We start from the raw sequence: 13,372 nt of genomic DNA, 5'->3' as shown, positions 1-13,372 counted from the left end.
GAGGATTTCTGAACAAAAGTTTTTTACTGCAGAAGCAGTCTCAGGCACTGAAGGTAACCTTCAGCAATTAAAAGCAGAGCCTTCAAAAAACCTCATTTTCAAGCAATTTTCAGGAAAAAGTATTTTCAGAAATTGTTAAGAAAGAGCAAAGCATCTTTTAGTACCTTGCAAATATGAAAAAAAAGACGATCGGACGTTTTGATAAGGCAGATTTTCCCGATCTGCATCTAAACGACATTTCGGTGAAGGTAGATACCGGGGCTTACACTTCTTCTATTCACTGCGACAATATAGTTGAAGAAAAAGGCTGTCTAAAATGCACTTTTCTGGATGAGGAACACCCTTTGTACAACGGAAAAGAGTTCAAATTCACCGATTACGATATCGTCTTTGTCAAGAGCAGCAACGGGATCGTGCAGAAAAGATACCAGATACAGACAACTATAACGTTGTTCGGAAAAACAAGCAAAATTTCACTTTCTTTGACCACCCGTCAGGAAATGAGATTTCCCGTACTTTTGGGACGTAAATTCATCACTAAAAAATTTATCGTAGACACCGAATTTTTCGATCTGTCTTACAATCAAAAACAAGAATGAACCTAAAGATCTTATCCAGGAACAGCAATCTGTATTCCACCCAGCGACTGGTGGAGGCCGCTAAAAAGCGAAACCACAACGTAGAGGTGATTGATCCTTTAAAATGCGACCTGATAATAGAGAAAAAACACCCGAGTATCTATTATAAGGGCCGCCACCTGGAAGATGCCGATGCGGTCATTCCCCGTATTGGGGCTTCAGTGACCTTTTATGGCACTGCTGTGGTGCGCCAGTTCGAGATGATGGGGGTTTTCACCACCACCGAGTCTCAGGCTCTGGTAAGAAGCCGGGATAAGCTGCGAAGCCTGCAGGTCCTTTCCCGCGCCAGGCTGGGGCTGCCAAAGACGGTTTTCACCAACTATTCCAAAGATGTAGGAGAAGTGATAGACCACGTAGGCGGCGCGCCGCTCATCATCAAACTTTTGGAAGGAACCCAGGGGCTGGGGGTGGTTCTGGCCGAAACCAAGAATGCGGCAGAATCGGTTATTGAAGCCTTTAACGGACTTCAGGCAAGGGTGATCGTGCAGGAATTCATCAAGGAAGCCGGCGGCGCCGATATTAGGGCCCTCGTAGTGGATGGCCATGTTGTGGGCGCCATGAAACGCCAGGGAAAAGAAGGAGAATTTAGAAGTAATCTTCACAGGGGTGGTTCGGCCTCTGTTATTCAGCTTTCAGATGAAGAGGAGATCGCAGCCATCAAGGCGGCCAAGGCAATGGGACTTGGCGTGGCGGGGGTAGATATGCTGCAAAGCGCCCGCGGACCTCTTATCCTGGAAGTGAACTCTTCTCCGGGACTTGAAGGCATTGAACACGCTACCGGAAAAGACATCGCCAAGACCATTATTCGTTACATAGAAAGAAACCTGTAAGCTATGGCTTATATTGATGAGAACAATGTCCTGGATATTTTAGGCAAGAAGATCCATCCGGGAAAAAGCGCGACCATCAACTTTAACATGGCCAAGCTCTACACCACGACGGCAGTAGATGTTCCCATTATCATAGAACGCTCCAAGAAACACGGCCCGGTGATCCTGATCACCGCGGGAATTCATGGGGATGAGATCAACGGCGTTGAAGTGGTGAGACAGCTTATCGTAAAAGAGATCAATAAACCTGCCCGCGGAACCATCATTTGCATTCCTATCATCAATGTCTTCGGATTTTTGAACATGAGCAGGGAATTTCCCGACGGCCGGGACCTTAACCGCGTTTTCCCGGGGGCCAAAAATGGCTCATTGGCCAGCCGTTTTGCCTATCAGTTCGTACATAAAATACTTCCCGTGGCGGATTTTTGCCTCGATTTTCACACCGGGGGAGCCAGCCGTTTTAACGCCCCGCAGATAAGGATCAAAAAAGGGGAAGAAATGGCGATGCATTACGCCAATATCTTTAACGCGCCCTTTACCATCATTTCGAAGACAATCATTAAATCTTACCGCGAGACCTGCGCCAAACAGGGAAAACCCGTTCTGCTTTTCGAAGGCGGAAAATCCAAAGACAGTAATAAAACTGTGGCCAAACACGGGGTGGAAGGCGTAATGCGAATTTTGGCGCATTTTGAGATGCTAAAACCAAAGTTTGAAGTACCCGATCCTATTGCCGACACCATCGTCATAGAGAACAGCACCTGGATGAGGGCCAAATACAGCGGACTGCTGCATGTGAAAATACCCTGCGGAAAGCATGTGGAAAAAGGAGAATACATCGCGACAATAACGGACCCGTACGGCAAGCTTCGGCACAAGGTAAAAGCTCCCAACGAGGGATATATTATCAATGTAAACGAATCTCCCATCGTGTACCAGGGAGATGCCATTTTTCATCTTTCCATATCAAAAGAGAATGAACAAGGATCAGATCAGGCTTCAGTATAAAAAACTAAGGGAGAACATAAGCCCTGAAGAGATCGAGCATTGGAGTCTTGAGATCGCCAACAACCTGCTGAAACTTCCTATTTGGGACCACTCCTATTATCACCTTTTCCTCAGTATTTCAGAAAAAAGGGAAGTAGATACGCAGGCCATTCTGCACATTTTGCAGGGAAAGGATAAGAACGTGGTGCTTTCAAAGGCAGATTTCAAGAGCGGAAAAATGCTGAGTTATCTTTTAACGGATTCCACGGTGATCAAAACAAATTCCTGGGGAATTCCCGAACCTGTAGAGGGAATCGAGATTCCGCCTTCAAATATAGAAGTAGTCTTTATCCCGCTACTGGCTTTTGATGAAGGAGGCAACCGTATAGGCTACGGAAAAGGTTTTTACGACCGGTTTCTTTCAGAGTGTACAGGAAAAGTGGTGAAGGTAGGACTTTCCTTTTTTGAAGCCGAAAAAGAGGAGATCCCGGCCACTTCCGAAGATGTTCCTTTAGACTACTGCGTCACGCCTCATAAAATATATAATTTCAAAAATTTGTAAACTTTCACGTTTTCAATTACTTTTAGTCCAACCAATTAAGGACTTTAATGCTCAACGACCTCCAGTTAAACAATATTCTTGAAGACTTTGATGTTGCTTACTGGAAAATCAACCTGCTTACCAGGGAGATCTCCTGGTCTGAACATTTTAACCACCTCATAGGCGATCCCGACCCCGGCAACAATAAGCTGGAATATTTTCTTGAGCACGTGCTGCACAAGGATTACCGTTATGATTTCAGGGAACATTTTGAAGACCTGGTAGCCAGACACAAACCCTTTACTGCGGAAGTAAGGCTCAAATTAGAGAACGGAAAGTACCGTTGGTTTGAATGCCGCAATCTCAAAAGCAGGGAAAAAGGTCTTACCGATGCAGCAGTCCTGCTGTTCGTAAATATTCACCAGGCAAAACGGGATCAATACACCATAGAAGAGAATTTTTTCTATTATCGGGAAACAGCCGAAATGACCTCTACCGGTGGCTGGTATCTCGATGTCAAGACAAATGTGGTCTACTGGGACAATGTGACCAAAAAGATCCTGGACTGCCCTATAGATTACGAACCCAATCCTGATGACAGGCTGCGTTTCTATGCTCCAGATCAGCGGGAAAAAGTTGAAAACCTCTTTAAAAAGTGCTCTGTATTTGGAATACCTTTTAAGGTGGAGCTGAAAATGCTCAGCCTGCACAAAAGGGAATTCTGGGTAAGAGCTACGGGAAAACCGGTCTATAATGAAGAGCAGGAAATTATCGGCATTCGCGGGGTCTACCAGGACATTGATGAACAAAAGACCAACGAACTCAACCTTCAGAATTCACTGGACATCATCGCTTCCCAAAATTCCCGCCTTTTCAATTTCGCACATATCGTATCGCACCAATTGCGCAGCCACAGCAGCAATCTCAGCCTTATCTCACAATTGCTGAACGAAGCCCGCTCTCCTGAAGACAAACTGGAGCTGATCAATAATATCGGTGACATTTCAGAAAACCTGGAAGAAGCGATCAAACAGCTGAATAATATGGTCACTAGGCAACTGTCCCTAAGAAAAAAAAGACAGAACGTAAGTTTCAAAGAAGCTCTTGATGTGGTGATCGCCTCGATCTCTTCTCTGATAAAACGAGAAAATGCGGAGATCATCGCTGAATTTGATAAGTTGAACGAAATAAATTACATTTCTGAGTATCTGGAGAGTATTTTACTAAATTTGATCACCAACGCCATAAAATACAAGCAAAGAGGAAGAAAACCTATTATTTATGTACAGACCTATACAGAGAATGGCGACAGTTATCTTGAGGTTAGCGACAACGGAATGGGCATCGACCTGGACGAGTATGGCGATAAAATGTTTGGCATGTACAAAACCTTCCACAGGCATCCTGAAGCAAAGGGAATTGGCCTGTTCATCACCAAAAATCAGGTGGAGACCATGGGAGGCAGTATTTCGGTAACGAGTACGGTAAATATTGGCACAACGTTCAAAATCAAATTCTAACTGTTATGGAACATCCGGTAGAGCTTGCCTGCATCATAGATGATGACAGGATCTACGTGAACCTGGTTAAGAAGATCATAGAGATCAAGAAACTCTCAAAGAACCTCATCATCTTCAAGAACGGAAAAGAGGCGCTGGATTACTTTAGATCTATCCTGGAAAACCTCAGCGAAGAACAATTACCGGATATTATTTTCCTCGACCTTAACATGCCGGTGATGGACGGATGGGAATTTTTAGGGGAATTTGTCAAGATCAAGAACAACTTCAACAAAAAGATCACGCTTTACGTGGTGAGTTCGTCTATTGATCCAAGGGATCTTGAACGAGCCAAATCTTTTAATATGGTAACCGATTATCTGATCAAGCCCATAGAGTTAAAGAAATTCGAAAAGATCTTTGACCGGGACGTGGCTTAGGCCTTCATCTCATTTTTCTCCTTTTCCTCTTTGTGCTCGTGAGCAAAGGCTTTCTTATTGAAGATGATCAACAGGAACACGCCAACGGTAATCGCTGAATCTGCAATGTTAAAGACAGGCTCAAAAAAGGTGAAATACTGGCCTCCCCATACCGGGATCCAATCCGGGAGATAGCCGCTCCATAAGGGGAAATATAACATATCCACTACCTTCCCGTGCAACAGTGTACCGTAACCTCCTTCTTCGGGAAGAAAACTGGCTACCTGGTTGTAACTGTGATTGAAGATTTCGCCATAGAATACCGAATCAATGATGTTTCCGAAGGCGCCGGCGAAGATCAGAGAAATAGCAACAATTAGTACGGTCGATCCATTTTTGCGTACCGAATCCCAAAGCCAGTAAGCGATCCCCACTATAGCCACCAGCCTGAAGCTTGTGAGCAGCAACTTTCCGTATTCTCCCGGGATCTTTGCTCCCCAGGCCATTCCTTCATTTTCCACGAACAATATCCTGAACCAGTCAAAGACTTTGATCTCTTCACCCAGGGCGAAATTGGTCTTGATATAGAATTTGGAAACCTGATCGATTAGCAGGATCAGGAAAATGAGAAGGCTTGCTTTCTTTAGAGACATCGGTTTATTTTGGATCGGTCCCAAAAATACTATTTTTATTTAGTTTCCCGAACCTTTATGTTGCCGTTAATACTCATAAGTTTTAAGCTGTAATTGCCAACAACAGAATCGGGTACGGCCACTGCCCCATGACGGGATTCTGCCTCTACCAAAGTATTTTGCGTTTCCACTTCGATATTTCCGTTATAGGTATTGATAACAGCATCTCCCTGGAAATCTTCCAGATAGGCCGAACCTGACTTCAATTGTATCAAAACCTCATCATAATCCCCTTCCATAAATACAGAAGCCACGTTAGAACGTATTTCCACCCGCATATTTTCCGGGATCTTCAGCTCCAGCTCCATGGCAAATACTTTGTGGGCGCTGAGTTTATCAAAGCCGCTTTGCAGGATCTTCCTGAATCGGGATTCCAGGTAAAGCGTATTGTCTCTCACTTTCTCGTCAAGGCTTATATTGTTAAAATATTCTCCTTCGGTCTTAGAACTAATGGATATAACATTCCCGGGAACCGTACTGATAGAAACCTTGTAGATCTCCTCAGAGTTCAACACAATTGATTCTATGTCACCGGCATCTATGGTACGAGTCGTCGCCTTTTGCGACCTCCCCGAAAAACTCAGAAGAAGGAAAGTTATCAGAAAATATTTCATAAAACAATAAAAACAAAAAACGCTCCAAAACCTTTTAGGCTTTGGAGCGCTGAAATAATTTTAGAACGTAATTATCGCTGCATATTTTTTGCTTCTATACTTAAGGTGGCGTGAGGCACAAGCTTCAGCCTCTCTTTCGCGATCAATTTCCCGGTCACCCGGCAAATCCCGTACGTTTTGCTCTCAATTCTTATCAAAGCGTTCTTAAGGTCCCTAATGAATTTCTCCTGACGAATGGCGAGTTGGGAATTCGCTTCCTTGCTCATGGTCTCACTTCCTTCTTCAAAGGCCTTGAATGTAGGTGAGGTATCATCTGTACCATTGTTCCCGTCATTCATGTAAGCACTCTTGTAGAGTTCAAGCTGCTCCTGGGCCTTTTCGATCTTAGCCAGGATCAATGTCTTAAATTCTGCCAGCTCTGCATCACTGTAGCGTTCTTTTACTTCTGTTGACATAGTTCTTAATGTTTTTTAATTAACAACTTTGTGGCTACTTCATCAAAAGAAATTTCCAAGCCGTTGTCCACTTCTTCCGCAAGGTCGAGATTTGCGGTCAAAGTCTCGTTTTTAATATATTCAATATTTTGTTGGACGGCATCCTCGACTGTACCATCCTTTTGTAGGGTCACATCTATTTTGTCGGTCACTTCAAAGCCGGAATCTTTGCGAATGTTCTGTATCCTGTTGACCAGTTCTCTCGCAATTCCTTCTTTTTTCAGCTCTTCGGAAATGGTAATATCCAAAGCCACAGTGATATTTCCGGAGTTGGCTACCAGCCAGCCTTCAATATCCTGGGAAGTGATCTCGACATCCTGAAGTTCTAATGTAAGCAATTTCCCATTAACATCGACTTCAATTTGCCCTTCGCGCTCAATTTTCTGAATATCATCGGCAGTAAACTGGCCGATAGCCTGCGCGATAAACTTCATATCTTTTCCAAAACGAGGGCCCAGAACCTTGAAATTCGGTTTGATCTGCTTTACCAGAATGCCCGAAGCATCATCGATCAACTCCAGTTCCTTCACATTTACTTCAGACTTGATAAGGTCTGAAACCGCCTGTATCTCCTCGCGCTGCTGCTCATCAAGCACCGGGATCATCACCCTTTGCAATGGCTGGCGTACCTTGATCATTTCTTTCTTTCTAAGAGAAAGTACCAAAGATGATACCGTTTGTGCCTTCTCCATTTTTCTTTCCAGCCCTTTGTCGATATATTCTTTCTGAACTTTCGGAAATTCTGACAAATGCACCGATTCAAAATTCTCTTTTCGAGAAGCCTTATTGAGATCCTGGTACAACCTGTCCATAAAGAACGGCGCTACCGGCGCTCCCACCTTCGCAACAGTCTCAAGGCAGGTATAGAGTGTCTGGTAGGCAGAGATCTTGTCTTGTCCATAATCCCCTTTCCAGAATCTTCTTCTACACAACCTCACGTACCAGTTGCTCAAATTCTCCTGAACAAATTCCGAGATCGCACGGGTAGCCTTGGTAGGCTCATAATCGGCATAGAATTTATCTACATTATCAACAAGTGTGTGCAATTCTGAAAGTATCCATCGGTCAATTTCAGGACGTTCTGCAAGGGGTACATCGGCTTCAGAATAGCTGAAGTTATCAATGTTGGCGTATAATGAGAAGAAGGAATAGGTGTTGTACAAGGTTCCGAAGAATTTGCGGCGCACCTCAGAAATTCCTTCAATGTCAAATTTTAAATTGTCCCACGGGTTGGCGTTCGAGATCATGTACCAGCGGGTGGCATCGGGACCAAAAGCCGCAAGGGTTTCAAAAGGATCTACAGCATTTCCAAGGCGTTTGGACATCTTCTGCCCGTTCTTGTCAAGCACGAGACCATTGGAAACCACGTTCTTGTAAGCCACATCATCAAAGATCATCGTAGCGATGGCATGAAGCGTATAGAACCAGCCACGGGTTTGGTCAACGCCTTCAGCTATGAAATCGGCTTTTCGCCATGTTTTTTCCACTTTCTCGGCATTTTCCATGGGGTAATGCCACTGAGCATAAGGCATGGATCCGGAATCGAACCACACATCGATCAGGTCGGCTTCCCGCTTCATAGGCTTTCCTGAATCAGAAACCAGGACGATCTGGTCTACAACGTTCTTATGCAGGTCTACCTTCTCATAATTCTCATCAGAAAGATTACCTATCTCAAAATCAGCAAAAAGATCGGCTTTCATGAAGCCTGCCTCGACAGACTTCTGCATTTCAGATTTCAGCTCCTCGATAGTGCCGATCATTTTTTCCTCTTTCCCGTCCTCTGTTCTCCAGATAGGCAGCGGGATACCCCAGTACCTCGACCGGGACAGGTTCCAGTCGTTCGCGTTGGCCAACCAGTTCCCGAATCTTCCTTCTCCGGTAGATTTCGGCTTCCAGTTTATCTGCTGGTTGAGTTCATGCATGCGTTCTTTCACATCTGTGATCTTGATGAACCATGAATCCAACGGATAGTATAATATAGGTTTGTCTGTTCTCCAGCAATTCGGGTAACTGTGAACATATTTTTCAACTTTAAAGGCCCTGTTCTCTTCCTTCAGTTTGATGGCTATTTCAACATCAACAGACTTTTCGGGCGCCTCGCTCTCGTCGTAATATTCGTTCTTCACGTACTTGCCTGCAAACTCTCCCATCTCTTCACGGAATTTCCCCTGCAGATCTACCAGCGGCACCAGGTTTCCGTTATCATCTTTGACCAGTAGCGGCGGAACTTCGGGAGAAGCCTGTTTGGCTACCAGGGCATCGTCTGCCCCAAAAGTAGGCGCGGTATGTACGATCCCTGTACCGTCTTCGGTGGTAACAAAATCTCCTGATATGACGCGGAAAGCATTTTCCGGATGCTCATATGGTTTCGCGTAAGGCAACAACTGCTCGTATTTTATTCCAACAAGATCCTTTCCGGGGAAGCTCTCCTCTATCAGATAAGGGATCTTATCTCCTTGTTTGTAGGCTTCGAGCACCTCTTCATTTTCGGTCTTTTTGAACTTCTTGTCAAACTGCTTTTCTGCCAACTCTTTTGCCACCACCACAGTGATAGGCTCAAAAGTATACTGGTTGTAGGTCCTTACTGTAACATACTCGATCTTAGGGCCAACAGTAAGCGCAGTATTTGAAGGCAGTGTCCACGGAGTGGTGGTCCAGGCGATAAAGTAGATGCTCCCTTCTTTAGCCGAAAGAAAATCGGGAAGGGTTTCCTTTTTAGCCTTGAACATGGCAGTAACCGTGGTGTCGGTCACATCCTGGTATGTTCCCGGCTGGTTAAGCTCGTGCGAACTCAAACCGGTACCCGCTTTTGGCGAATAAGGCTGAATGGTGTAGCCTTTGTAAATTAGGCCTTTGTTATATATCTGGGAAAGCAGCCACCAAACGCTTTCCATATATTTTGATTTGTAGGTGATGTATGGATCTTCCATATCCACCCAATAACCCATTTTTTCGGTAAGGTCATTCCACACATCGGTGTAACGCATTACCGCATTCTTACAGGCTTCATTATAATCTTCTACGCTGATCTTTTTGCCGATATCCTCTTTGGTGATCCCCAGCTCTTTTTCAACTCCAAGCTCAATAGGCAGGCCGTGAGTATCCCACCCGGCTTTACGCTTTACCTGGTAACCTTTCTGGGTCTTGAAACGGCAAAATATATCCTTGATGGCACGTGCCATCACGTGGTGAATTCCCGGTAAACCGTTGGCTGAAGGCGGGCCTTCAAAAAATACAAACGGCTCCTTCCCTTCGCGGGAAGTTATACTTTTTTCAAAAACATCATTCTCCTTCCAAAACTGAAGAATTTCTTCTGCCACTTTTGGTAAGTCAAGTCCTTTATATTCAGGGAACTTTGCGCTCATTACTTCGGTCTTTCTAATAGATGCGCGAAAATAATGATTTTTGACAAAAACAAGGGTTTAAATCGGGAAAACCTGTTGACCTTCAAAAGATTTCGAAATATAATCCTCTGAAAACGAACCAGCTGTTTTTCCCTCTTTAAAAAGAATACTGCAACGCCACGATCAGATTTCTGCCTGCCGCTGCGATTCCCGAAGAATAGGTACGGTAACGCTGATCTGTAATATTTTCAATGGAAGCCGTTGCCAGCCAGTCATCACCAAGCTGGTATTGAGTGGTAAAATTCAGCGTATACCACTCCGGAGAGTAAGGATTTCCGTTCTCATCAACCGCATACAGATAACCCTTATCCTGCTCACTCGGCGCAAGATCTTCATACGCTATTTCGCCATTGTAAACGGTAAAAAGATCCAGTCTTAACTTCTCATTTTCCCAAACCAAATGCGCTCTCCCGAAAAATGGTGCGGCATGCCTTAACGGAGCAGTGCTGCCGTCATCCTGTTCCTCCTCTCCCTCGGTAAGGCTTATCTGGGAGGTGAATTTCAACTTTTCTGAAAATTTGACCTTAGTGCCGGCTTCTATTCCATACACGCGGGCGTGAGCTGCGTTCTGGATAGCCTGTACCCTGCTGGGTTCCCCATGATAGTCGATCACGGTCTCGCCATCAAGGCTGTAATCCCGGCGCACCATGGCATCGTCAAGATAAGTGTAATATCCCGCCACTTCCAGTTGCACTACCTTAGAAAAATTCAGACGGGTTCCCAACTCGGCGTTATAAGCGGTTTCTGGTTTAAGATCGGGGTTTGGCACCACTACCATTCCGGGTGCCGAATCAAAGATCTTCCCAACATCGTCAATATTCGGTGCTCTAAAAGCTGTAGATAAATTGAGCTGCCATCCAATGACTTTATTTTGCTGCCAATTCAAACCTGCACTCCCGGTAAGGGCTCCGGTATTGATATCGGCGTCTGAAAAGGGAAAGTCATAAACATCTTCGTCAAAAGTCGCATTCAGGAGCACGTGGTTGTACCTGGCACCGGTGTTTAAGGAAAGATCGGGAGACAATTTCCAGAATAAACTTCCATACGCAGCCATAGATTGCCATCGGCTATCATCAGGATAGCGCGAGGAACCTGAAACACTGCTGCCGTTTACCACATTGGTCTCTTTTCCTTCAGAATTCACTTCGTTCAGCACATATTCCAGTCCGTAGTGGAACTTACTTCCGAAGAGCTCTTTTTTAAAGTCGAGATTGGCCGACCAGGCATCTACATGTTCATCGGTCTCGAACAACGTTTCTTTTCCAAAATCCCGGTCATTTCTTCCTTCTTCAAAAAACTGATAGGCCGCCGTAAGTTTCGCTTCATCATAAAAACTTCCGTCACCCAGTTTGTTCACCTGAAAATTGGTCTGTAGCCATCGCTGCGGCCCATAATACCACTCCCCGGCACGTAACTGCCCGTCCCTCTTTCTGTACAACCTGTCATAGCGGGGATAATCTGAGGTCGTGGTATAGATCACCCCCAGATTCAGGTCCCAGTCCTGGGTAGGTCTGTATCTCACTTTCTGCAGAAAATTCACCTGATCATAACCTGTTGGCACCTGCACCTTTGGATCATCGTTCTCAACTACAACATCCTGCCCATCCCTGCGAACTACATATTCCGGCCGCAAATATTCCTCCGGCCCATGGCTTCCCATTTTCATGTCCCCAAAATCTGAATAGCTGAGACTGGTGAGCAGCGCCCAGTCTTCCTTGCCGTAAGCCACATCAAAATGACCGGTCTTTTCTTCGTTGGCCGTCGCGTAGCGCCCATAAGCCTTTCCGGAAAGCGAACCGTCTTTTTTCAGAGAATATGCGGGATTGAGAGTATAGAAATTCATGACCCCACCAATAGCATCACTTCCGTAAACAACAGAACCCGGTCCAATGATTATTTCGGTCTTTTCAATCGCCAGGGGATCAATGGAAATAATGTTCTGTACATTTCCACCTCTAAAAATAGCGGTATTCATTCGCACCCCGTCTACGGTGATCAATAACCGGTTAGTAGCAAAACCTCGAATCATTGGGCTTCCACCCCCCAACTGACTTTTCTGCACATATACCTGTCCCGACTTTTCCATAAGATCGGCAGCGGTTTGGGGGCTGGATGTGATAATATCTTTTTGGTTCAGGGTGACCACTTTCTGCACCAGATCTTTTTTCTTCTGTTCGAAACCGGCTACTGAAAGCACCACCTCATCAAGGGTGAGATCCTGTGGCTCAAGCAACACAAGGTTTTTTTTAAGCTTCAATTGCTTCTTGGTAGCATGGAATTCTCTGTGACTTACATGTCTGAAAAATAGGATCTCTCCTTCAGAAAATGCCGAAATATTGGCCTTACCGTCGAAATTAGTAAGAGTACTTTTAGTCTTGTCCCTGTTAAAAATGGCGACATTAAAGATAGGGTCGCCTGATTCTGAATCTAATACGGTGATCTCCTGCGACCAGGCTATAGTAGTAGTGAGGAATAACAGGATAAAGGTAATTTTCAATCTCATTAACTGTAAATTTCATTGAGCACCCCTAAGGACTTTGGCTTATGAAAGCCGTGCAGGTGAATTTCATAATAATTCAGCAACATCAATAAAAACCGGGAACGGGTGACCTGGTTCATTTTAATGTGCGAAATTTCATCAAAGTTTGTGCCTAAGAACTGCTTCAATTGAAAAACATTTTCGTCAGAAATGCAGCTGTTGTTGGTCTCCGCATACTCAAAGCTACCATCTTCCAGGTTAAAAACCTCCCCATCTCTTTGAGAATCATCGGGATAAAAACCAAGAAAGCGGGTTAGCTCCAACATAAACCACAAATGAAAATTCGCAGTTTTTTCATTTTGATCGAACCACAACAGAGACATTTCAAGAAAGGTAAAAAGCGGAAAATTCGCCTCTTCCTCTTTGATAGCATTCCGAAGCACTTCAGAAAGGAACATCACCACGGCAGATTTCAGGATGTTGGTGTGCAGGCTTTCATAAGGCACAAGCAGCTTAGCTTCCCTGATGTATTCCAGACTGCCCTTATCCTTGTGCTGGGCAACGATCTCTAACTGCGTCAAAGGCTGAAAAAGAGAGGCTTTCAACTTCCCCTTTTTGGATTTCAGCACCCCCCGAAGCAGATAGGTCTTTAATCCGCTCTTTTCGGTGAAACATTTCACAATAAGATCGGCCTCCCCATATTTGAGTGCGCTAAATACTATGGCTTTAGTGGTGATCAACATGTTTTGCCCGCCTGAATCATTTATTGAAG

12 protein-coding genes are annotated in these 13,372 nt (G+C 44.8%); 6 read left to right on the top strand and 6 right to left on the bottom strand.

The window, feature by feature from the left end:
* The first annotated feature begins 173 nt into the window (after positions 1 to 173).
* The 6 genes from BLS64_RS03155 to BLS64_RS03130 are packed head-to-tail and all read left to right on the top strand — an operon-like array spanning position 174 to position 4,935.
* Positions 174 to 599, top strand: a complete 426-nt coding sequence (locus BLS64_RS03155; RefSeq protein ID WP_093111617.1) for an ATP-dependent zinc protease family protein — start codon at positions 174 to 176, stop codon at positions 597 to 599.
* The gene (rimK, locus tag BLS64_RS03150) at positions 596 to 1,468 is read left to right on the top strand and encodes a 30S ribosomal protein S6--L-glutamate ligase (protein WP_093111615.1); all 873 of its coding nucleotides are present in this window, start codon (positions 596 to 598) and stop codon (positions 1,466 to 1,468) included. The genes BLS64_RS03155 and rimK overlap by 4 nt, the downstream gene beginning before the upstream one ends.
* Positions 1,469 to 1,471: 3 nt before the next feature.
* Positions 1,472 to 2,476, top strand: a complete 1,005-nt coding sequence (locus BLS64_RS03145; RefSeq protein ID WP_093111613.1) for a succinylglutamate desuccinylase/aspartoacylase family protein — start codon at positions 1,472 to 1,474, stop codon at positions 2,474 to 2,476.
* Positions 2,445 to 3,017, top strand: a complete 573-nt coding sequence (locus tag BLS64_RS03140; protein WP_093111611.1) for a 5-formyltetrahydrofolate cyclo-ligase — start codon at positions 2,445 to 2,447, stop codon at positions 3,015 to 3,017. The genes BLS64_RS03145 and BLS64_RS03140 overlap by 32 nt, the downstream gene beginning before the upstream one ends.
* A gap of 47 nt (positions 3,018 to 3,064) precedes the next feature.
* Positions 3,065 to 4,516 carry a sensor histidine kinase gene (locus tag BLS64_RS03135; protein WP_093111609.1) on the top strand — a complete coding sequence of 484 codons (1,452 nt, stop codon included), beginning with the start codon at positions 3,065 to 3,067 and terminating at the stop codon, positions 4,514 to 4,516.
* 5 nt (positions 4,517 to 4,521) lie between these two features.
* Complete coding sequence (locus BLS64_RS03130; RefSeq protein WP_093111607.1) at positions 4,522 to 4,935, top strand: response regulator; 414 nt, start codon at positions 4,522 to 4,524, stop codon at positions 4,933 to 4,935.
* On the opposite strand, the gene BLS64_RS03125 is transcribed toward BLS64_RS03130, so the two are convergent.
* From BLS64_RS03125 to recO, 6 genes are all read right to left on the bottom strand, one after another.
* Entirely contained in the window at positions 4,932 to 5,567 is a 636-nt protein-coding gene (locus tag BLS64_RS03125; protein WP_093111605.1) for a lipoprotein signal peptidase, read from the bottom strand. The two genes, BLS64_RS03130 and BLS64_RS03125, sit on opposite strands and share 4 nt — an antisense overlap.
* A gap of 35 nt (positions 5,568 to 5,602) precedes the next feature.
* The gene (locus tag BLS64_RS03120; RefSeq protein WP_093111603.1) at positions 5,603 to 6,220 is read right to left on the bottom strand and encodes a DUF4097 family beta strand repeat-containing protein; all 618 of its coding nucleotides are present in this window, start codon (positions 6,218 to 6,220) and stop codon (positions 5,603 to 5,605) included.
* Positions 6,221 to 6,291: 71 nt separating this feature from the next.
* On the bottom strand, positions 6,292 to 6,675 hold the full coding sequence (locus BLS64_RS03115) for a TraR/DksA family transcriptional regulator (RefSeq protein ID WP_093111601.1): 384 nt from the start codon (positions 6,673 to 6,675) through the stop codon (positions 6,292 to 6,294).
* 5 nt (positions 6,676 to 6,680) lie between these two features.
* The gene (gene ileS / locus BLS64_RS03110; protein WP_093111599.1) at positions 6,681 to 10,082 is read right to left on the bottom strand and encodes an isoleucine--tRNA ligase; all 3,402 of its coding nucleotides are present in this window, start codon (positions 10,080 to 10,082) and stop codon (positions 6,681 to 6,683) included.
* Positions 10,083 to 10,218: 136 nt separating this feature from the next.
* Positions 10,219 to 12,624: a TonB-dependent receptor gene (locus BLS64_RS03105; RefSeq protein ID WP_093111597.1), complete on the bottom strand. Its 2,406-nt coding sequence runs from the start codon at positions 12,622 to 12,624 to the stop codon at positions 10,219 to 10,221.
* Positions 12,624 to 13,343, bottom strand: a complete 720-nt coding sequence (gene recO / locus BLS64_RS03100; RefSeq protein WP_093111595.1) for a DNA repair protein RecO — start codon at positions 13,341 to 13,343, stop codon at positions 12,624 to 12,626. The genes BLS64_RS03105 and recO overlap by 1 nt, the downstream gene beginning before the upstream one ends.
* Positions 13,344 to 13,372: the final 29 nt, after the last annotated feature.

The organism is Salinimicrobium catena, from assembly GCF_900102915.1.
Classification (GTDB): Bacteria; Bacteroidota; Bacteroidia; order Flavobacteriales; family Flavobacteriaceae; genus Salinimicrobium; species Salinimicrobium catena.
The sequence above is the reverse complement of the archived record's forward strand: the minus strand, read 5'-3'. Positions and strand labels throughout refer to the sequence as shown.

Excerpts from the sequence above, each read along its gene's own strand:
- BLS64_RS03155 (WP_093111617.1), top strand. The coding sequence starts at position 174 with ATGAAAAAAAAGACGATCGGACGTTTTGATAAGGCAGATTTTCCCGAT.
- rimK (WP_093111615.1), top strand. The coding sequence starts at position 596 with ATGAACCTAAAGATCTTATCCAGGAACAGCAATCTGTATTCCACCCAG.
- BLS64_RS03145 (WP_093111613.1), top strand. The coding sequence starts at position 1,472 with ATGGCTTATATTGATGAGAACAATGTCCTGGATATTTTAGGCAAGAAG.
- BLS64_RS03140 (WP_093111611.1), top strand. The coding sequence starts at position 2,445 with ATGAACAAGGATCAGATCAGGCTTCAGTATAAAAAACTAAGGGAGAAC.
- BLS64_RS03135 (WP_093111609.1), top strand. The coding sequence starts at position 3,065 with ATGCTCAACGACCTCCAGTTAAACAATATTCTTGAAGACTTTGATGTT.
- BLS64_RS03130 (WP_093111607.1), top strand. The coding sequence starts at position 4,522 with ATGGAACATCCGGTAGAGCTTGCCTGCATCATAGATGATGACAGGATC.
- BLS64_RS03125 (WP_093111605.1), bottom strand. The coding sequence starts at position 5,567 with ATGTCTCTAAAGAAAGCAAGCCTTCTCATTTTCCTGATCCTGCTAATC.
- BLS64_RS03120 (WP_093111603.1), bottom strand. The coding sequence starts at position 6,220 with ATGAAATATTTTCTGATAACTTTCCTTCTTCTGAGTTTTTCGGGGAGG.
- BLS64_RS03115 (WP_093111601.1), bottom strand. The coding sequence starts at position 6,675 with ATGTCAACAGAAGTAAAAGAACGCTACAGTGATGCAGAGCTGGCAGAA.
- ileS (WP_093111599.1), bottom strand. The coding sequence starts at position 10,082 with ATGAGCGCAAAGTTCCCTGAATATAAAGGACTTGACTTACCAAAAGTG.
- BLS64_RS03105 (WP_093111597.1), bottom strand. The coding sequence starts at position 12,624 with ATGAGATTGAAAATTACCTTTATCCTGTTATTCCTCACTACTACTATA.
- recO (WP_093111595.1), bottom strand. The coding sequence starts at position 13,343 with ATGTTGATCACCACTAAAGCCATAGTATTTAGCGCACTCAAATATGGG.